This window comes from Youngiibacter multivorans, assembly GCF_017873395.1.
Classification (GTDB): Bacteria; Bacillota; Clostridia; order Clostridiales; family Clostridiaceae; genus Youngiibacter; species Youngiibacter multivorans.
Genome location: NZ_JAGGKC010000003.1, coordinates 39,226 through 57,841, shown reverse-complemented (window position 1 = coordinate 57,841; position 18,616 = coordinate 39,226). Strand labels below are relative to the sequence as shown.

The 18,616-nt window shown below is 45.9% G+C and carries 17 protein-coding genes and 1 other RNA gene; 1 reads left to right on the top strand and 17 read right to left on the bottom strand.

The genetic code is table 11. The annotated features are described in order from the left end of the window. Positions 1–59 precede the first annotated feature (59 nt). The 17 genes from J2Z34_RS02840 to J2Z34_RS02760 form a co-directional block, all read right to left on the bottom strand. Positions 60–800, bottom strand: a complete 741-nt coding sequence (locus tag J2Z34_RS02840) for an amino acid ABC transporter ATP-binding protein (RefSeq protein ID WP_209458344.1) — start codon at positions 798–800, stop codon at positions 60–62. 14 nt (positions 801–814) lie between these two features. After that, on the bottom strand, positions 815–1,582 hold the full coding sequence (locus J2Z34_RS02835; protein WP_209458343.1) for an amino acid ABC transporter permease: 768 nt from the start codon (positions 1,580–1,582) through the stop codon (positions 815–817). Between the two features lie 63 nt (positions 1,583–1,645). Next, entirely contained in the window at positions 1,646–2,464 is an 819-nt protein-coding gene (locus J2Z34_RS02830) for a transporter substrate-binding domain-containing protein (protein WP_209458342.1), read from the bottom strand. A gap of 220 nt (positions 2,465–2,684) precedes the next feature. After that, an RNA gene (rnpB, locus tag J2Z34_RS02825) (RNase P RNA component class A) lies at positions 2,685–3,026 on the bottom strand. 23 nt (positions 3,027–3,049) lie between these two features. Next, the gene (locus J2Z34_RS02820) at positions 3,050–3,862 is read right to left on the bottom strand and encodes a Nif3-like dinuclear metal center hexameric protein (protein ID WP_209458341.1); all 813 of its coding nucleotides are present in this window, start codon (positions 3,860–3,862) and stop codon (positions 3,050–3,052) included. Then, a complete protein-coding gene (locus J2Z34_RS02815; protein WP_209458340.1) occupies positions 3,853–4,551 on the bottom strand; it encodes a tRNA (adenine(22)-N(1))-methyltransferase in 699 nt (232 codons plus the stop codon). Before J2Z34_RS02815 ends, J2Z34_RS02820 begins: the two co-directional genes overlap by 10 nt. 32 nt (positions 4,552–4,583) lie before the next feature. Further along, entirely contained in the window at positions 4,584–5,471 is an 888-nt protein-coding gene (locus J2Z34_RS02810; protein ID WP_209458339.1) for a PH domain-containing protein, read from the bottom strand. An 81-nt stretch (positions 5,472–5,552) separates the two neighbouring features. Continuing rightward, positions 5,553–6,782: an RNA polymerase sigma factor RpoD gene (gene rpoD, locus J2Z34_RS02805; protein ID WP_425348033.1), complete on the bottom strand. Its 1,230-nt coding sequence runs from the start codon at positions 6,780–6,782 to the stop codon at positions 5,553–5,555. A gap of 4 nt (positions 6,783–6,786) precedes the next feature. Continuing rightward, on the bottom strand, positions 6,787–8,526 hold the full coding sequence (gene dnaG / locus J2Z34_RS02800; RefSeq protein WP_209458338.1) for a DNA primase: 1,740 nt from the start codon (positions 8,524–8,526) through the stop codon (positions 6,787–6,789). Positions 8,527–8,577: 51 nt separating this feature from the next. Beyond that, the gene (locus J2Z34_RS02795; protein WP_209458337.1) at positions 8,578–9,603 is read right to left on the bottom strand and encodes a deoxyguanosinetriphosphate triphosphohydrolase; all 1,026 of its coding nucleotides are present in this window, start codon (positions 9,601–9,603) and stop codon (positions 8,578–8,580) included. 217 nt (positions 9,604–9,820) lie between these two features. Beyond that, positions 9,821–10,030 carry a hypothetical protein gene (locus J2Z34_RS02790; protein WP_209458336.1) on the bottom strand — a complete coding sequence of 70 codons (210 nt, stop codon included), beginning with the start codon at positions 10,028–10,030 and terminating at the stop codon, positions 9,821–9,823. Between the two features lie 19 nt (positions 10,031–10,049). Then, positions 10,050–10,298 (bottom strand): hypothetical protein, encoded by a 249-nt coding sequence (locus J2Z34_RS02785; protein ID WP_209458335.1) that lies wholly within the window; start codon positions 10,296–10,298, stop codon positions 10,050–10,052. After that, entirely contained in the window at positions 10,295–11,311 is a 1,017-nt protein-coding gene (locus J2Z34_RS02780; RefSeq protein WP_209458334.1) for an ABC transporter ATP-binding protein, read from the bottom strand. The genes J2Z34_RS02785 and J2Z34_RS02780 overlap by 4 nt, the downstream gene beginning before the upstream one ends. Further along, positions 11,304–12,317, bottom strand: a complete 1,014-nt coding sequence (locus tag J2Z34_RS02775) for an ABC transporter ATP-binding protein (protein WP_342453083.1) — start codon at positions 12,315–12,317, stop codon at positions 11,304–11,306. Before J2Z34_RS02775 ends, J2Z34_RS02780 begins: the two co-directional genes overlap by 8 nt. A gap of 196 nt (positions 12,318–12,513) precedes the next feature. Continuing rightward, a complete protein-coding gene (locus J2Z34_RS02770; RefSeq protein WP_209458332.1) occupies positions 12,514–14,304 on the bottom strand; it encodes an ABC transporter permease in 1,791 nt (596 codons plus the stop codon). Positions 14,305–14,322: 18 nt separating this feature from the next. Next, positions 14,323–15,309 carry an ABC transporter permease gene (locus J2Z34_RS02765; RefSeq protein ID WP_209458331.1) on the bottom strand — a complete coding sequence of 329 codons (987 nt, stop codon included), beginning with the start codon at positions 15,307–15,309 and terminating at the stop codon, positions 14,323–14,325. A gap of 128 nt (positions 15,310–15,437) precedes the next feature. Further along, a complete protein-coding gene (locus tag J2Z34_RS02760) occupies positions 15,438–17,762 on the bottom strand; it encodes an ABC transporter substrate-binding protein (RefSeq protein ID WP_209458330.1) in 2,325 nt (774 codons plus the stop codon). A gap of 536 nt (positions 17,763–18,298) precedes the next feature. On the opposite strand from J2Z34_RS02760, the gene J2Z34_RS02755 reads away from it, so the two are divergent. After that, on the top strand, positions 18,299–18,577 hold the full coding sequence (locus J2Z34_RS02755) for a DUF1294 domain-containing protein (protein WP_245250484.1): 279 nt from the start codon (positions 18,299–18,301) through the stop codon (positions 18,575–18,577). The last annotated feature ends 39 nt before the right edge of the window (positions 18,578–18,616 follow it).

The following is an 18,616-nucleotide window of genomic DNA, read 5'->3' as shown; positions in this document are numbered from 1 at the left end:
TTTTTTCAATTCCTGAAACAACAAAGGCGCAGTTCAGGGTTGAACTGCACCTTTGTATCCTAATATTTATCGAGCACCCTTTTCAGGAACTCCCTTGTCCTTTCATGGGACGGGTCGTTGAAAATCTTTTCCGGATGACCTTCTTCCACGATGACTCCATTGTCCATGAATACCACCCTGTCGGCAACCTCCTTGGCAAACCCCATCTCATGGGTTACCACCAGCATTGTGAGCCCTGATTCAGCAAGCTCCTTCATGACCTTCAGGACCTCTCCGACCATTTCAGGGTCAAGCGCTGAAGTTGGCTCATCAAAAAGCATGACATCAGGCTCCATTGACAGTGCCCTTGCGATTGCAACCCTCTGCTTCTGTCCGCCTGAAAGCTGTCTCGGTTTCGCATTCACATATGCATCCATTCCAACAACAGAGAGATATTTGAGAGCGACCTTTTCAGCCTCCTCCTTGCTTCTCTTGAGGACCTTCATCTGGCCTACCGTGCAGTTAGCCAACACGTTATGGTTGTTGAATAGATTGAACTGCTGGAATACCATTCCAAGCCTCGTTCTGTACATGTATATGTCGTGCTTGTCATCGAGGATATTCTCCCCGTTGTATATTATTTCTCCTCCCGAGGGCTTCTCCAGGAGGTTTACGCATCTTAGAAGAGTTGACTTCCCTGAACCTGAAGCTCCAATTATACATACGACCTCTCCTTTGTTAACCGAGAAGTCGATGTCCTTCAGTACTTCATTGGCACCGAAGCTCTTCCTGAGATGCTGTATCTCTATGACTTTAGTCATCTGATTTTCCTCCCTTACTGTCCATGGCTTTTTCTTGCCATATCCTCGGGTCTTTCGACCTGCATCTGGTTACCGCTGAGGTTAAAGTTCTCCGGACCATCCATAAGCCTCTCGAGGAACCTCAGTATCCTTGTGACAGAGAAGGTCATTATGAAATATAGTACGCAGGCTACTGCAAATGACTCAAAGTATCTGAAGTTATTTCCTGCAACTGACTTCGTCTGGAAGAACAGCTCGGATACAGCGATGACATTAAGGACTGATGTATCCTTTATGTTTATGACAAACTCATTTCCGGTGGCAGGCAGGATATTCCTTATTACCTGCGGAAGGACTACATTCATCATTGTCTGCACATGCGTCATTCCCACTGCGCTGGCAGCTTCGAACTGGCCCTTGTCAATTGAGACTATGCCTCCTCTGACGATCTCCGCCATATATGCTCCGGTATTTATAGACACTATGAATATGCCTGCGGCAAGCTTGTCCATGTCGATTCCGAAAGCCTGGGCTGATCCATAGTATATGACCATTGCCTGCACGATCATCGGGGTTCCCCTGAAAAACTCGATGTACCCGGACAGCAGTCCGTTTGTAACCTTCAAGGCTGCTCGCCTTGCACCCCTCTCTGGTATAGGTATGGTTCTGATTATTCCTATCAGAAGTCCTATAAGGGTGCCAAGTATCGTTCCGATTATTGAAATGTACAGGGTAACCCCTGCTCCTCTTAAAAACATGGGGCCATTAGAGACTATTATTTTTTGCACCCATTCAAGACTCATATCCATTCTCCTTATTGCATGGGAAAACCGACTGGCTCATAAGCCGTCGGTCTTCAAGATTTGTTATTTTGCAGATGGCTGGTTCTTTATTGCAGCATCCATGATGCTGATTCTTTCGTCCTCTGAAATCTTTGCCAGTATCTCATTTATTTTCGAGGTGAGGTCGTATCCTTTTCTTACTCCAACTGCTATTGCAGTGTCGTCCTCTGATGTAACGAAGCCTTCAGTGAAATCCACGAATGCGAAGTTCTCATTTGCTGAGCTTGCACTTACGCCTTCAGGTCTTTCCGATACATATCCATCGATTATTCCTGATTCAAGGGCAACCCTCATCGCCGGGAAATCGCTCATTGCAGTTTCCTTGCTTACTCCAGGTATCTGGTCGATTACGCTGTAGTGGAATGTGTTCAGCTGTGCGGTTACCTTGGCTCCTGTGAAATCCTTGAGAGTCTTTGCATTCTCATATGCTCCGCCCTTCTTCACCACCATGATGAGATCCGATTTGTAGTAGTTAGCTGAGAAATCTATGGTTTTCTTTCTCTCTTCGGTAGGAGACATTCCAGCTATTATGGCGTCTATCTTGTTTGATGTCAGCATCTGGACAAGTCCATCCCACTCAACCTTCACAATAACAAGCTCCTTGCCAAGCCCTGCTGCCAGCTTCTTTGCAATTTCAACATCATAGCCGCCGGCATACTCGGAAGCTCCATCTATCTTTACAGCTCCGTTTTTATCATCCATCTGGGTCCAGTTGAAAGGTGCATACCCTGCCTCCATTCCAACCCTGAACTGTTTTGAAGTGTCAGTCTTCGAAGCGCATCCGGCAAGCACAGAAACAGCAAGAACAAGAGTCATCAGGATTGAACCTATTTTTCTTCCCATATCAACAAATCTCTCCTCTATCTTTACATTAGGCATCAAGCTTTCCCGGCAAAATACCCATATTAATGTGTAATTTTAACATTAATATAGCTATTTTTCAAGTGCTATTGTATAACTATCAAATTATCTGAAGATTTATGCATTTTAAGTTCATCAATAATATCATTGTCCCTATATTATTCTCTCTTCGCGCAAAAAGCACCGGCAATGCGGTGCTTTTTGCGCGAGTAAGTCTGTAAGCCGAGTTCTGTATTAAACAGTCATCTATCTAGGCCGTATATTTCTATACGGCTCAAGCGGCGCACCCGGGGACGGAACGGGCAGCTCCAAAAGTCCCTCTATTCGGCCTTGCTCCAGGTGGGGTTTACATAGCCACAAAGTCGCCAATGTGCTGGTGAGCTCTTACCTCGCCTTTCCACCCTTGCCCCGCTTTCGCGTGGCGGTATCTCTCTGTTGCACTTTCCTTAAGGTCACCCTCACTGGGAGTTACCCAGCACCCTGCCCTATGGAGCTCGGACTTTCCTCTCCTGACAAAGTCAGCAGCGACTGTCTGGCTTACTCGCTTTGTCATGATAGCAGATAAAATCATTTTTGTCCAGTGAATATGGTGTAAGGGTCCTTCTCGGTTTCACTGAAGAAGATGGGTACGTTCTTCTTGGCTGTTATTTCTGATGACAGCTCCTTCATGATAAGGTTGAATACCGCCCTCTCTGAAGCAAAATGCCCTGGATCTACAACACATACATCCATCTCCTCAAGCTCCAGCACTTCATGGTAGCTTGTATCTCCTGTAAGTATGCAGTCTGCCCTCATTTCGATGGCTTGTTTGAAAAAGCTCTGGCCGCTTCCGTTTATGATTGCAATCCTCTTTAGTTTCTTGTTAAGCCTTCCCGAAAACCTTATGGTATCCGTACCGAGAATTTCAGCAGTCTTCTTAAGGAAGCCTTCAAGCGTGATGATGCTTCTCACATACACCAGTCTTCCGATGCCACTGTCGTAGTCGAACTCGCATTGCTCCATGATGTCCACTTCCTTGAATCCGAACATCTTTACCAATCTGTCGTTCATCCCGTTCTTAACCGAATCCAGGTTGGTATGAGCGGAGTATACGCTTATCCCGTGCTTAACAAGGTCAATTACCTTTTTACCCTGTACAGTTCCTGTGGTTATGCTGGATGGCTTGTTGAACATCATCGGGTGATGGGAAATTATCAGGTTCGCTCCCTTTTCACGGGCTTCCTCTATCACCTTCAGTGTGGTATCCAACGAAAACAGGATACCCTTTACCTCTGCAGCCTCATCGCCAACCATCAGACCTACGTTGTCGTAACCTTCCCTGTACAGGACAGGAGCATGGGATTCCATGATTCCAATGACATCTTTGACAGTCAAAGCCATTTCTCAATCTCCTTCAACTTGAATATTTTTTCCTCCAGGGCTGTTTTTTTCGCCCTTGCGTTGTCCGAATTCAAATCTAGCTTCAATATTATGCCTTCTGCCTCTCTAAGCTTTTCCCCGATAAATCCGGAAAGAAGCGGATGTCCATTCTTCAGAAGAAAAGGGCTCACCTCGTATCCCAGAGGAGCCTCCATCTGTTCAGATACCTTGCCTGTATGCCTGACCATGATGTATTCGTAGTATCTTCCGTCATCTTCCATGACCAGATCCTCTGAAATTATCTCATATGGTCCGTTATACAGATATTCCCTTATGACCTCAGGGTTCTGAGCCGGCTGGATAATCAGGAAACCAAGGGATCTTACCACATCCATGGAATCTATGAGGATATCCTTGACAAGGTTTCCACCCATCCCTGCTATTACCGCCCCATCTACTTCATGAGGCCTTACTGTTGTAAGCCCGCTTCCCATCGCTATGCTTATCCTGTCAGAGAGTCCTTCCTCAAGGATATTCATTTCAGCTATCTTCAAGGGCCCCTTTCTGACATCGGAAGCAATTGCCCTTTCAGCTTTCCCTGCTTTAATGACACCAATTGGCACATAGCCATGGTCCGTGCCCACATCAACCATAGAAACGCACTTGGGTACCATTTCTATGAGCCTCATTATTCTCTTGCTTGTTTCCATATAAATCCTCGCATTGTGACTTTGACTATATTTTACCATACCAGAACAGGAATTAGCACATTAACCATCAAAACCATTATCGCAAGCGTCATCACCAAAGGCGCATAAAGAAGCCTGTAATAGTAAATGGTATCCACCTTCATATAGTACCTGGAGGTGGCTGCTGCTGCAGCCAGAATTACCGCATTAATACCGCAGAATAAAATATGGTCTCTTAGATATGCTTCTGTCGGCATGAATGATGCACGGGCTCCCCCGGAAAAAATCTCCGGTACGTAAGGAGGAAGAAAACCGGCACTTCGTGCCAGAAATGGCAGAGCAGAAGCCAAAGCAAGGACTATGCATACGTACCTTAGCAACTGGCGGAACCGCCTTTCGCTCCAGGCATGGTCAGAATTGCTGCTGTACTCCAGCTTTTCGACAAGCGGAATCTTCAGGTCATCCATATGCGCAGAGAATGCCAGCGGCGCTTCAGGAGAGATACCGAATATACCGAAGTCCGTACCGATATAAATGGAGGTTTTGGAGCTTGTAATATACATCTTGACGTTTCCAACTCCATCTACGAAGGAGGACCCGATGTAGTATTTGCGTACAATATATCCCATGAGACCGTTCTTGCTTATAAGAGTGATCCTTCGTGTATACCCTCTTATGCTGGCAGCAGGTATCTCCTCATGGACAAGTCCAAACAGACCTTCAATATGGAGAGTGTCATTTGTAAACCTGTACTGCAGCGTCCTTATAAGGGTCACATAATATGTGCCCATCATTGCGGAAACAAGCATCAGCATGGCAAACACAGTCTTTAGGACTGCAATCTGGGAAATGTTGAAGAGAACAGAAAATAGTGCCAAAGCAGCAATTGATGCAATAAGCATCGAGTCTCCCATGCTGCTGTTTTCAGCCTTGTATACCATAAATCAGTCCTCCCTTCTCCTCAAATTGATTATACAACAAAAAAAGGGCGGTGAAGCATACGATATGCCTCACCGCTCATTTCAATCGAGATAATCCTTGAGCTTTTTGCTTCTTGAAGGATGTCTGAGCTTTCTCAGTGCTTTTGCTTCAATCTGCCTTATTCTTTCCCTGGTGACATTGAATTCCTTGCCAACTTCCTCGAGAGTCCTCGCCCTTCCGTCGTCAAGACCGAACCTGAGTCTCAGGACCTTCTCTTCCCGTGGGGTCAGGGTATCAAGGACGCTTATGAGCTGTTCCTTCAGCATCGTGAATGCTGCGGCTTCGGCTGGCGCAAGAGCATCGTCATCCGGAATGAAGTCTCCGAGATGACTGTCCTCTTCCTCTCCTATTGGAGTCTCAAGGGATACAGGCTCCTGGGCGATCTTCATGATCTCCCTTACCTTTTCAGGCGGCATCTCCATCTGCTCTGCAATCTCTTCAGGCTGAGGCGCTCTTCCGAGTTCCTGCAGCAGCTGTCTCTCAATCCTAATCAGCTTATTAATTGTCTCAACCATATGGACTGGAATTCTAATGGTCCTTGCCTGGTCTGCTATGGCCCTTGTAATAGCCTGTCTTATCCACCAGGTCGCATAGGTTGAGAACTTGAAGCCTTTGGTGAAGTCGAATTTTTCGACTGCCTTGATAAGGCCAAGATTTCCTTCCTGGATCAGGTCAAGGAAAAGCATTCCTCTTCCCACGTACCTCTTCGCGATAGATACGACTAGTCGCAGGTTAGCTTCAGCAAGCTGCTTCTTTGCCTGCTCGTCTCCCTGTTCTATCCTCTTCGCAAGTTCAACCTCCTGCTCTGATGACAGAAGAGGCACCTTTCCTATCTCCTTGAGATACATCCTTACAGGATCATCTATCGCAATTCCTTCAGGGACGGTAAGGTCTACTTCGGTCTCTTCAGCATCTGCATCGGAGATATCTCCCATGATTTCTATGCTGAATCCTTCAAGTGTCTCATAAATCTTGTCGATCTGTTCTGGATTCAGGTCGATCTCCTGAAGCTCGTCAAGAACTTCCTTCTCAGTTAGCGTACCTGACTTTCTTCCTCTTTCAATAAGCCTTCTTACAATTACAAGCTGGCTTTCCCTTTCCGTTAGCTTTGGCTGAACCACTTTGTCCTCAGTGATTTCGACGGACTCCATGCTGATTTCAAGTGAAGAACCTTGTTCCTCCTTGTTTTCCTCGTTAGCCGCCTTTGCTGCCTTGGTGGATTTTGATGATTTAACTGTCCTTGTTGGTTTTTTCTTATCTGATTCTGCCATACCGCTACCTCCCTGAAGCCTTCTGCAACTCGATTAGTTCCTTTGCGAGTTCCAGCGACTCCTTCAATAATCCTTTTTCTTCAAATTCCTTGATTTTCTTTTGCATTGCCCTTTTCTTCGATTCCATTTCATAATGTCTTATTGTCTTAAGGTAATCCTCGGCTAGTATTTCCTTGTCTATGTCCGAAGGCACCTCAACCTGACTTGTTATTATAGCCCATTCCTTGCTTGACTCAACATCAGTGCAGCCTGATTCGACATGCTTCCAGATTCCTTCTTTCGGTCCCTGGTAACCTTCTACAAGCGACCATATGCGCTTGTGGCTGGGAAGCACCATGTCGCTCTCAGTCAGCCTTTCACGAAGTATCAGGTCTCCCTCGGCCAGCAGCCTCAGAAGATTCCTTTCAGCCTTGACATGGGCCTGTTCAATGAAGGATTGCATCTCATTGCCTGGGGTTGCCTCTGATTGCTCCCTGCCTTTGTTACCCTTAAGCATGTCCATGAGGGCATTCTCTGATATCCCTGAATCTTCACTGACCTTCCTGATATATACATCCTTTTCAATGGGATCAAGCTCTTTAAGTATTTCCGTCGCTCTCCTGGCATATGCTATCCTGTCCTCTTCCTTCGACATGCTGAGATTACCTTTTGCATTCTCAAGCCTGTAATCTATAAGAGGCAGCGCATCCGCCGCAATATTCCGGAATCCCGCTTCGCCATGCTTCCTTACATAATCATCCGGGTCCTTACCATCAGGGACCCTTATGACCTTCACGTCAAAACCCTCTTCCCTTAAAATTTCAAGTCCCCTGAGCGTCGCAGCCTGACCTGCCGTATCTGCATCATACGAGATAAGTATCTCCTCACAATATCTTCTCAGAAGCTTTGCCTGCACCTTTGTAAGTGCGGTTCCGAGTGATGCCACCACATTTGTTATCCCAGCCTGGTGAAGGCTGATGAGGTCCATATAGCCTTCGACTATTATGTACTGTCTTTCCTTGCCTGCCTTCAGAGCGAAATTAAGCCCGTAAAGGTTCGTACCCTTGTGGAAAATAGGTGTCTCAGGCGAATTCAGATACTTGGGTTTTGAATCATCAAGAACCCTGCCTCCAAAGCCAATTACGCGTCCTCTTGCATCGAAAACAGGAAACATCAGTCTGTTCCTGAAGCGGTCATAGACCCTTCCCTCCTTGCTCTTCAAGGCAAGGCCGTTTTCAACTATATCATCCTGTTTGAAATTCATAGCCTTCAGGTATTTGAGGAGCGAATCCCAGGAATCCTGGGAATAGCCAAGGCCGAAATGCCTTATGGTCTTCTCCGAAATTCCTCTTCTGTAGAGGTACTCCCTGACATTTTTGTTCAGGGTAAGGTTTCTGAAATAGAACCTGGCAGCTTCTGTATTCATCCTGTAGAAGACTTCCCTCTTCTCTGTCTCGTTCTTTCTGCCTTCATCCTCGCCGATATCGATGTTAGCTCGGTCTGCAAGGTATTTCAAGGCCTCATGAAAAGGAAGGTTTCTGGTCTTCATTACAAATGTTATTACGTTTCCGCCCTCACCACAGCCAAAGCACTTATAAAACTGCTTGTCCGAGGACACATTGAAGGACGGTGTCTTCTCACTATGGAACGGACAGAGTCCTGTCCAGCTCCTGCCAGCTCTCTTGAGCTTTACTCTCTCTGAGATGACATCAACTATGTCGTTGGATTCCTTCACTTTTTCTATGATATCCTCTGAAAATGCCACTGGTTTTACCACCTCAAAAAGTCGTACCAAAATTGAATTATATCATACCTGCTAGAAGAATACAAACTTCGGAACATAAATCCTGTGGAAAGAAGCAATGGCATAATCATCAGTCATTCCTGCCAAAAAGTCGGCAACCGCTCTCGTCACTCCCTCTTCTTCGGCAATCTTTCTGTATAGCTCAGGCATATCCTCCACCTTTTCCTCGTAATGGTCGAAAAGCCTGTGAAGGACGAACTTTGCTTTGTCCCTTTCAGCTCTTAGCTGCTCTCCAGTATAGATATCACGGAACATGAAATCCCTGAGACCTGACATTGCCTTGCCCACAGCTCCTGAGAGTGATACCTTCCTGACGCCATCTGCAAGATTCGCATTGGTCGTTTCAACTATGTCCCGCACCAGAGTATCTATCCTCCTGGAATGCGTCTCCCCAAGCACGTCCGTGAATTCCCTTGGTATCATATCAGTACTCAGGATCCCTGCCCGAATTGAATCATCGATGTCATGGTTCACATAGGCTATCTTGTCTGAATACCTTGCTATCTGCCCTTCGATCGTCGAAGCTGAATCCGTTGCATCAGAGAATCCGCTGTGGTGAAGCACGCCATCCAGCACTTCCCATGTAAGGTTGAGACCGAGACCGTCCTTCTCAAGCTTCTTAAGCACCCTGATAGACTGCTCATTATGCCTGAATGCACCGAGCCTTTCCTCCAGCACCTCTTCGCCATTATGGGCAAAAGCCACATGTCCGATGTCATGCCCCAGAGTGATCGCCTCAATCAGGTCTTCATTGACTGACAGTCCCCTGCCGATGGTCCTTGCTATCTGCGAAACTTCAAGGGTGTGTGTAAGCCTTGTCCTGTAATGGTCTCCGGAGGTCCTTATGTATACCTGTGTCTTGTGCTTGAGCCGTCTGAAGGATTTGGAGTGAATTATCCGGTCCCTGTCATGCATGAAGCATGTCCTGTAGGTGTCCGGCTCCTCATACCTTTCCCTCCCTCTCGAGTCTCTTGAAAAAAAGGCTTCCCTGATGAATACCTTGTCTTCGTTTGACTCGATCATTTCCCTGATGTTCATGGAAAACACCTCCGTATTATTGATTATTCCACACAGATTCATTTAATCCTTTATTTGCTGCTCCAATTATTAAAATGTTGTGAAGAATTGTGTATATTGTACAGAATTCTCTGCTATAAGCACATAAAACAAGTGCCCTAAAGTATTGTGCTGAAATCGGGATGAAAAAAACATCTCCGGACCGATGAATCGTTCCGGAGACTGATAATTTGATCTGTCAAAGATTTGTTGCTATGAATATTATGGCTGCCAAAGCAAGTATTACGATTGTTGCTATCATCCTTATCCTTCTGACCTTATCCGGATCAAGAGGTTTATAGGAATAGCCCTCTAGCTCGCCGTGGCAGAACGGGCATTCAGTCATGTGGTCGAGAACGTCCTTTCCGCAATGCGGACACCTGACCATGTGCCTTTTGAATTTTGACATATCGCTGTCACTCATTATATTACCTGAACCAGATCAAGAGCGAGAACAATATGAACAGGAAAAATGCCAGTATGAAAACAAGAGCAATTGCAAGGCCCGCAAGTGTAGCGTACTTCATCATGCGAAAGGTTTCCCTTGGATCTGCCGGAGAGCCGTCCCCGATAAAAACATCCTGCTTCCTTTTTTTCTTCTCATACCATGGAGCACCTTCGAAATTCATATCGGCAACAACTCTGCCGTCATCCTCGAACGATCTGTCCTTCTTCATTTTTTCTCTCCTGTATATAGATGGCAGGCCACATGATGGCCTTCTTCGATCATCAGCATCTCAGGAACTACAGTCTTGCATACTTCCATGCAGTATCTGCACCTTGTATGGAACTTGCAGCCTGAAGGCGGATTAGCCGGAGATGGTATGCTGCCCTCAAGTATAATCCTCTCAGTCTTCACATCAGGATCCGGTATCGGAATCGCACTGAAGAGCGCAGAGGTATATGGATGCAGCGGGTTCTTGAAAATGGAATCCTTGTCCGCATATTCGACCAGGTTTCCAAGATACATTACTCCAACCGTGTCTGAAATATGCTCGACAACCGAAAGGTCATGAGATATGAACAGGTAGGTCAGCTTGTACTTGTCCTGAAGGTCGTTTAAAAGGTTTATTATCTGCGCCTGAATTGAAACATCGAGTGCTGATACCGGTTCGTCGCAGACAATGAATTCCGGATTGAGTGCGAGAGCTCTCGCAATGCAGATCCTCTGCCTCTGTCCGCCTGAAAACTCATGCGGATACCTGTCCTTGTGGTATACCTGGAGTCCGCAGTCTAGCATAATCTGGGAAATGTAGTCATCAAACTGGTCCTCTGGTACGAGCTTCCTCTCCCTTACTGCCTCTCCGATGATCTCACCGACAGGCATCCTTGGAGAAAGGCTCGAATATGGGTCCTGGAAAATTATCTGAATCCTTGGTCTCAGGGCTCTCAGGTCCTTTTTGCTAAGGGCATGGATATCTATACCTTCAAACTTGACTGATCCGCTTGTTATCTCATTAAGCCTCAGGATCGTCTTGCCAATGGTTGTCTTGCCGCAGCCGGATTCTCCGACCAGCCCCATAGTAGTGCCTCGCTTTATGCTGAAGCTGACGTCATCCACAGCCTTGACATATCCCTTGACCTTTGAAAACATTCCACCTGAAATCGGGAAGTATTTCTTAAGGTTCTTTACCTCTAAGAGGATGTCTTCATCCGCTAATTCATCTGGTTTCCTTATTGCTTCAGACATCTTGACCCTCCTTCCCGTTCATGTAATGATAGCAGGCTACCTTATGGGTATCCGAGATTGAAAAAGTCCGCGGGTAAGCACCGTTGCAGGCTTCGAATGCCCTGTTGCATCTGTCCTTGAAATAACAGTAATTAGGCATGTTTACTGGATTTGGAACTGATCCGGGTATGCTGTAAAGCCTTTCCACCCTTCTGTTGCTGCTCGGTTTGCTTTGCATCAGACCGACCGTATACGGGTGAAGAGGATTGTGGAATATCTCATCCGCAGTACCCTTCTCTACTACTCTGCCTGCATACATTACGACCACGTAGTCTGCCATCTCTGCAATGACGCCAAGGTCATGGGTTATCAGCATTATGCTGCTGTTTATCTTGTCCTTGAGCTGTCTCAGAAGGTCCATTATCTGTGCCTGTATGGTAACATCCAGGGCCGTTGTAGGTTCATCAGCTATTATCAGCTTAGGTGTGCATGCAAGCGCCATGGCTATCATGGCCCTCTGTCTCATACCGCCTGAAAGCTCGTGGGGATACATCTCATAGACGCCTTCGGCGTTGGCGATCCCGACCATTTTTATCATCTCAATTGTTCTTGCCTTAACCTCTTCCTTGGTCATGTCCTCATTGTGAAGTTCAATGACCTCATCAATCTGCATGCCTACCTTGAATACAGGATTCAGGCTTGTCATAGGCTCCTGGAAAATCATGGAGATTTCGTTCCCTCTGATCTTCTGCATGTACTCTGTCGGAGTCTTGGCGATATCGTAAACGAAGTCATCTGTATTGAACCTGATCTCACCCTTTACGACCTGCCCCTGCGGCCTCTGGACCAGCTGCATTATGGACAGGGCAGTGACTGACTTGCCGCAGCCCGACTCTCCGACTACGCCTACCGTCTTTCCCTTAGGCACGTCGAAGGATACACCGTCAACCGCCTTCACAGTTCCGATGTCAGTAAAGAAGTATGTATTGAGGTCATCGATCTCAAGTACGTTCTCCGGGTTCTTCATCTTTGTCTTATATTCCGATTCCGGAACATCCTCGCGGTTTCTAAGCCTCTCGAATTCATCAGTCACCCTGCGGTTCTCCTTTGAAATCGCCCTCAGCTCTTTGGCCGATATATAGTTGATGTTCTTTATGGATGCGTTCTTGTTGCCTTTTTTTAGAAGCTTATTGAAAAAGCCTTTTTTATCTTCCATTGTCTACCTACCGTTTCATCTTTGGGTCGAAGGCATCACGAAGCCCGTCGCCCACGAAATTGAATCCCAGAACAGTCAGGAGTATGAGCGTTCCTGCCGGAATCCAAACAAACCAGAAGTTTGTCATCTCATATGCTGTAGATACGCCGCTTATTATGTTTCCCCATGAAGCAAGAGGGAACTTTACCCCGAGACCGAGGAAGCTCAGTGTTGATTCATAGAGTATGACGCCGCCGAGTCCCATGGTTGCAAATACTATTAGCTGCGGTATTACATTCGGTACCAGGTGCTTGAAGATCCTTCTTGAGACTGATATTCCTGTCGCTTCTGCAGCCACCATGAATTCCTGCTCCCTTAAGGAAAGTATCTGCCCCCTGACCATACGTGCAATGCCTGGCCAGCTCATTACTCCAAGTATGAACATGAGATAGTATATTCTGAGCTGAGGATCGACCTCAAGCGCATCCATCACCGATCCGAGTATTATAAGGAGCGGCATGAAAGGGATACAGTTGAACACGTCGACAATACGCATGATGAGCATATCTACCCACTTGCCGAAGTAGCCTGCTATACCTCCCATGATTACACCGAGTATAGACTCAAGAAGGACAACAATGAAGCCTATGGTAAGAGAAATCCTTCCTCCATACATAAGTCTAGTTATGACGTCCATTCCATGCTTGTCGGTACCAAGCCAATGAGCAGTCGACGGAGCCTCGTGAATAGATATGAGGTGAGTCAGCGTATCAGCCTTAACAGTATATACATTGTTAAGTCTTGATACAGCATACTCGACGTCTGTGCCAGCAGCATCCTTGAACATGAATGTTGTCTTGCCTTCAGTAATGGTATCGCTTAAAAGCCTCTTGAAGTCAAGGCTCAGGAAAATATCAGGCGATTTGGGCTGTATTGCGAGCTTTGAGAAAAGCGCATACTCTTCCCTACCTGAAGCTGTCCTGGCATAAATCACCGCCCTGTTGTCCTCCTCCTCAATCTCATACTCCTGACCGCCAACTGTAAAAGTGCTTGTTGTCTCATCTGTGACTGCCTTTTCGACAGCGTATGCGAACTCATAGCTTATTTTGGTTGACTGGACTGCAGGGTCGATTATGAATTTGGATTCTATGGCAGCGTCTCCTGATTTTCCGAGGACATATTCCCTGCCACTCTGGACAATCGTATAGAGATCGCCTTCTGAGGTGAACTGAGTAGCTCCTCCGTTAATCGCTTCAGTTGCTGCCGCCCTGACAGCATCGGACAATATTGCTCCATCCAAAGGATTTATAGCAACTACTCCCCTGAAGTTGGTTATCTTTGCGACAGGATCTGATGTGACTATCCTGTAGAACTCATTTCCTTCCTGAACAATATGGTACTCCATATCCCCGGAGGTAAATGTGGTCTTGCCGCTGTTCCTTGCCAGGATGAACTTCGAGTGGGCTACTCCGCTGTAATTCATTCCATCCGCAACGGTATATCTGTAATCATCATTTTGAGTTATGCTTGCATATTCCTTGGACATGGTTCCAACATACTTGAAGACTTCTGTTTCACCGTATGGGGAAATGATCCCTCCAAGGAACGAGAAGAGGAACATGAAGGCTATTATCACAAAGCCGATTATGGCAAGCCTGTTCCTTAGGAATCGTTTTATTACAAGCATTCCAGGGGACAGCACCTTTACCCTCTGTTCGTCGCCAAGTTCATGCGATGAGCTGAGATGTTCCTTAAGAGCTTCCTCACTCTCATCATGATCTTCAAACTGGTCTTGATTTTTCATTTTATTGTCTAGCATAGCCTACCTCCACCTTCATCAACTGATCCTGACACGAGGATCTACCACAGCGTACAATATGTCCGCTATCAAAGTTCCCAGCAAAGTAAGCACGGCCATGAACACCATGTAGAACATCGTGAACGGTATGTCGCCGCTTACCATCGCTGTATATGCAGTAAATCCAATGCCTGGTATCTGGAATAGGGTTTCAGTGATAAGCGCTCCGGCAAAAAGACCCGGGAGCGAACCACCCAGAATAGTTACTATGGGTATGAGCGTATTTCTGAAGGCATGGAAATTGATGACTCTCTTTTCAGAAAGTCCCTTTGCTCTTGCAGTTCGGATGAAATCTGAATTCAATACCTCGAGCATGTTCGTTCTTGTATACCTCATGAGGCTTCCTATTCCGATAATTGTAAGAGTCATTATAGGCAGAACGAAATGTCTTGCGACATCGAAGAACTGTCCGAATGCATCGAGCTGCATGTAGTTCCTTCCAACCTTTCCATAAAGGTCGAACCAGCCAAGCCAGACTGAAAATATCAGTTTAAGCACGGTAGCGAAGAAGAAGGTTGGCAGGGATATTCCAAGGAGAGCGACTACTGTTATGGTATAGTCAGCCCTGCTGTACTGCCTCCTGGCTGCAAGGATTCCAAGTGGTATGGCTATTATTACCTGAAGCACGAAAGCAATTGACCCCAGTATGAAGGAGTCCCAGATTACTGAAGCGAACTTCTGAGTAACAGGAACGTTAAATGCCCATGAATCGCCAAAGTTACCCCTAACAGCATTGGACACCCATCGGAAGAATCCCGGTACGATTCCAACATCAAGGCCATATGATTCCTGAAGCTGCCTCAGCCATTCCGTGTAGCTCTTTGCACCTGGTCTCATTGACAGCATCCTCGCCTGTGATTCGACGTAGGATGTAGGGATGCTTCGCATAATTGCATATATTATCATCGATACGAAAAACAATAGTACTGCCGATATCAAAAGTCTTTTCAGAACGTATTTTCGCATTTTACCCCTCTTTTTGTACCTATAGTGTGGCCTCAGTTTCAACTCAGCCATCACATCCGTTTTGGCAGAAGAGTCTGAAGATGAGATGAGCCCACATAAGTGGGCTCATACATCCAATGGCCTGTTTGTTATTTCATTTCAAGAAGTTCGAGGTCATTCATCCAACCCCAGTATGTTGTTATGTCAGGAGTAACAGTCTCCATCTTGATTCTCTCAGGGCTGAATATGACCAGGTTCTGTCTCTGGTAGTTCGGGACCTCTACGCCCCAGTCAAGTATTATGTCAAGAGCAGTCTTGTATGTAGCTTTTCTGAAGGCCTGGTCAGGACTCTGCCTAGCCTCGATTATAAGCTCATCAAGCTCTGTGTCTGCGATGTTGTAGCTGTTGCTGTCAGTTCCGCCAAGGCCCTTGCCGTTCTTGCTGTAATATACCTGGTACATGTCAGGATCTATGGTTGACTGCCATGCAGCTGTCCACATCTCGTGAGTGTTCGCATCAAGAGTATCCCAGAGTACATTAGCATCAGCTGGGTCATTGATTGTAAGTGTTATGCCTATCTTCTCGAGTGCTGCCTTTGTATCTGCGAGTATCGCGAATGCAGGATGTTCTCCTGTTCCGTCTCCAGGTACTATGACTTCGTACTCAAGGCTTGCACCTTCAGGCGCTGCTGTGAACTTTCCGCTTGCATCGTTATATGTGTAGCCTGCTGCCTTGAAGAAGCCCTTAGCTGCTTCGAGAGCTGCCGCATACTTTGCATCAGCGACCATGTTCTCAGTATATATTGCCTTTCCGTCTACATCCTTGGAATATGCTACAGAATAGTCAGGATCTGACTTCTGCGGTGCCGCCCAAGATGTGTTGGAAATCGGGTAGTTGATAACAGCCGCTGCATCTCCGTAGTAGCTGTCAATTGCTACGTCTCTGTATACTGCATATACAGTCGCAAAGCCCTTTCTCAGGTTTCTGCTGGCTTCAGATCCTGGCTCGCCCTTGACATTGACTGTCTTGGAGTTGATGCCTATGTATCCATAACCCAGATTGTCGACTGAGACTGCAGCTATCTTGTCTCCTACTGCTTCCTTGTTGGAATTGTAGGATTTGAGCTCTTCGAACTTAGCCTTGGATCCTGATGGATTTCCAGCGTCTACTACTCCAGTTCCAACTCCGGCAATCATTTCTCCATCTGTAGTTTCCTTCAGCTGAAGGAACTTTGTCTTAGGAGCGCCCTTGTAGTAGTTCTCGTTCGCTTCGAAGTAAACGACCTTGTCCTTATACTCTACAAACTTGTAAGGTCCTGCTCCCATTGGAGTGGTTGTCTTCGCTTCAACAATTGAGAGGTCCCCTCTGGTGAATCCAAACTTATTGGCAGCGTAGTCATACTTAGCAACATCGCCATAGTAATGAAGAGGCGCTACCTGGATTCCGCAGATGCTGTAAACTGCAGGCGCTTCAAAGCCCTTTACCTTTACTTCAACCTCAGTCTGGCTGAGCTTCTTTATGCCTTCTATATTAGGTACTTCTTTACCGTCAGCCTTGGCAAGCTTGTCCTTGAGGACCATGCTGCTTACTTCACCTTCGATATCAGCTTTGAAATAGCCTTCGCTTCCTCCATAGTTTGCTCCGAGTGTCTTCCAGTCTGGTCCGTACTGTGCTATGACATCCTCAAGAACCTTCGCCTCATCGGCAACCTTTGTTGAGTCATACGCTTCATCTTTCCCATAGAAATATGCGAAAAGGTCCTTTACGACCGGATACTTGTCAACATATGACTTGTAGTTTGGATCAGTCATTATGCTCTTTACCCAGTCAAGCTCGTCAGTTAGAACGCCCTTAACGAAATCGGTCATGAATGCCTTCATTTCGTCAGTTGGGTTCTCCAGAGCTGCCGCAAGTTCCTCAGGAGTAACTGCAAGCTCTTCAGCCTTTGAGTTGTTCTCCCTGTAATTGACCATTCCTATTATTGGGTAGGAATAAATCGTTGAAGATCCTGTGTAGGTCGAGTCTGACAGTACATAAAAATTAAATATTATGTCGTCAGCATCCATTACCTCACCATCGCTGAACTTAATGTCATCTCTGATTTTCATGTAATAAGTGGTTACATCTGCAGCTTCATCATATGTTACCTTTATGTCTGCAGGTCCTGTGTACTTGTAGTCCTTGCCTTCATAAGGAACAGTCTCGCCTGCAATGGCGTTGTAAATTATTCCTCCAACTCTGTCAGTCGTCAGCAGCGACACCTGAGTAAGGCCCTGTGCGTCCATGTCATACCCTGTTGTTGCAAAGAAAGGGCTGAACTTCTGGCTGAATGCTTGGTAACCAACCACCAGAGGGGTTGTGCTTACAGGAGTAGTTGGTGCCGTTGTCGGAGTTGTCGGTTCCTTAGTGGTACATCCTGCAGCAAGTGAAGCAACGATAGTTAGTGAGAGCAGTAATCCCAATACTTTTTTCATGACTTTCCTCCTTTTTGTTAAAGATGCGCACTCTGAGGTACAGAAGTGATGCTTAAGATGGTGTATCGGCTTATAGGTTTCCAATTCATTCCCAATCATCATCGCCATGACCCGCAGTGTTTTACCAGGCTGTGCATCTCTGTACAATCCATAGCACTATTTTAGCATATTTTTGAATTTTAGTAACTACTGGTCTATAGATAATTCATATCTCTATTCTTTTATTGCCAATCTGAAAATAATACATCCTTAATACATGAAACATGAAATTTTTTCATTCAATATGTTGATAAAAAATCACACGAATATTGTAATCGTTTTTTGTGGAATATGTAACAATGACAAAACTATAAGATTTTCAATTATTTTTTACAGCATTCCGATAGAATTTTCGACATTTTTTGAATTTCAAAGCATCTGTTAGCACCAAGAATTGATGCAGCCAGACAGTATACCTTTATACGCAAGTTTATGTCCGTGGTTTACAAATGCACAAGCTATGGTAAAATCAAGTGAATAATAAAGGTGGTGTTCATTTGGATTTTACTACAATATTAAGGGTCGCATTCCTTGCAATCAATGCAATCGGCCTTATCGTGATGTTCTGGGATAAGCGAAAGGCGCGCAGAAGAGAATGGAGAATACCTGAAAATACCCTGTTCCTCATAGCAGGTATTGGAGGAGCTTTCGGAGTGCTCTTCGGCATGAGCCTCGCAAGGCACAAGACAAGGCACCTGAAGTTCCAGCTTGGAATACCTGTCCTTGCTTTTGCATGGGCATTGATACTTATGAAAACAGGACTATTCAAAATTTAGCAAGCAAGAAAAAGACGCTCAGGGAATGTTTCCCTGAGC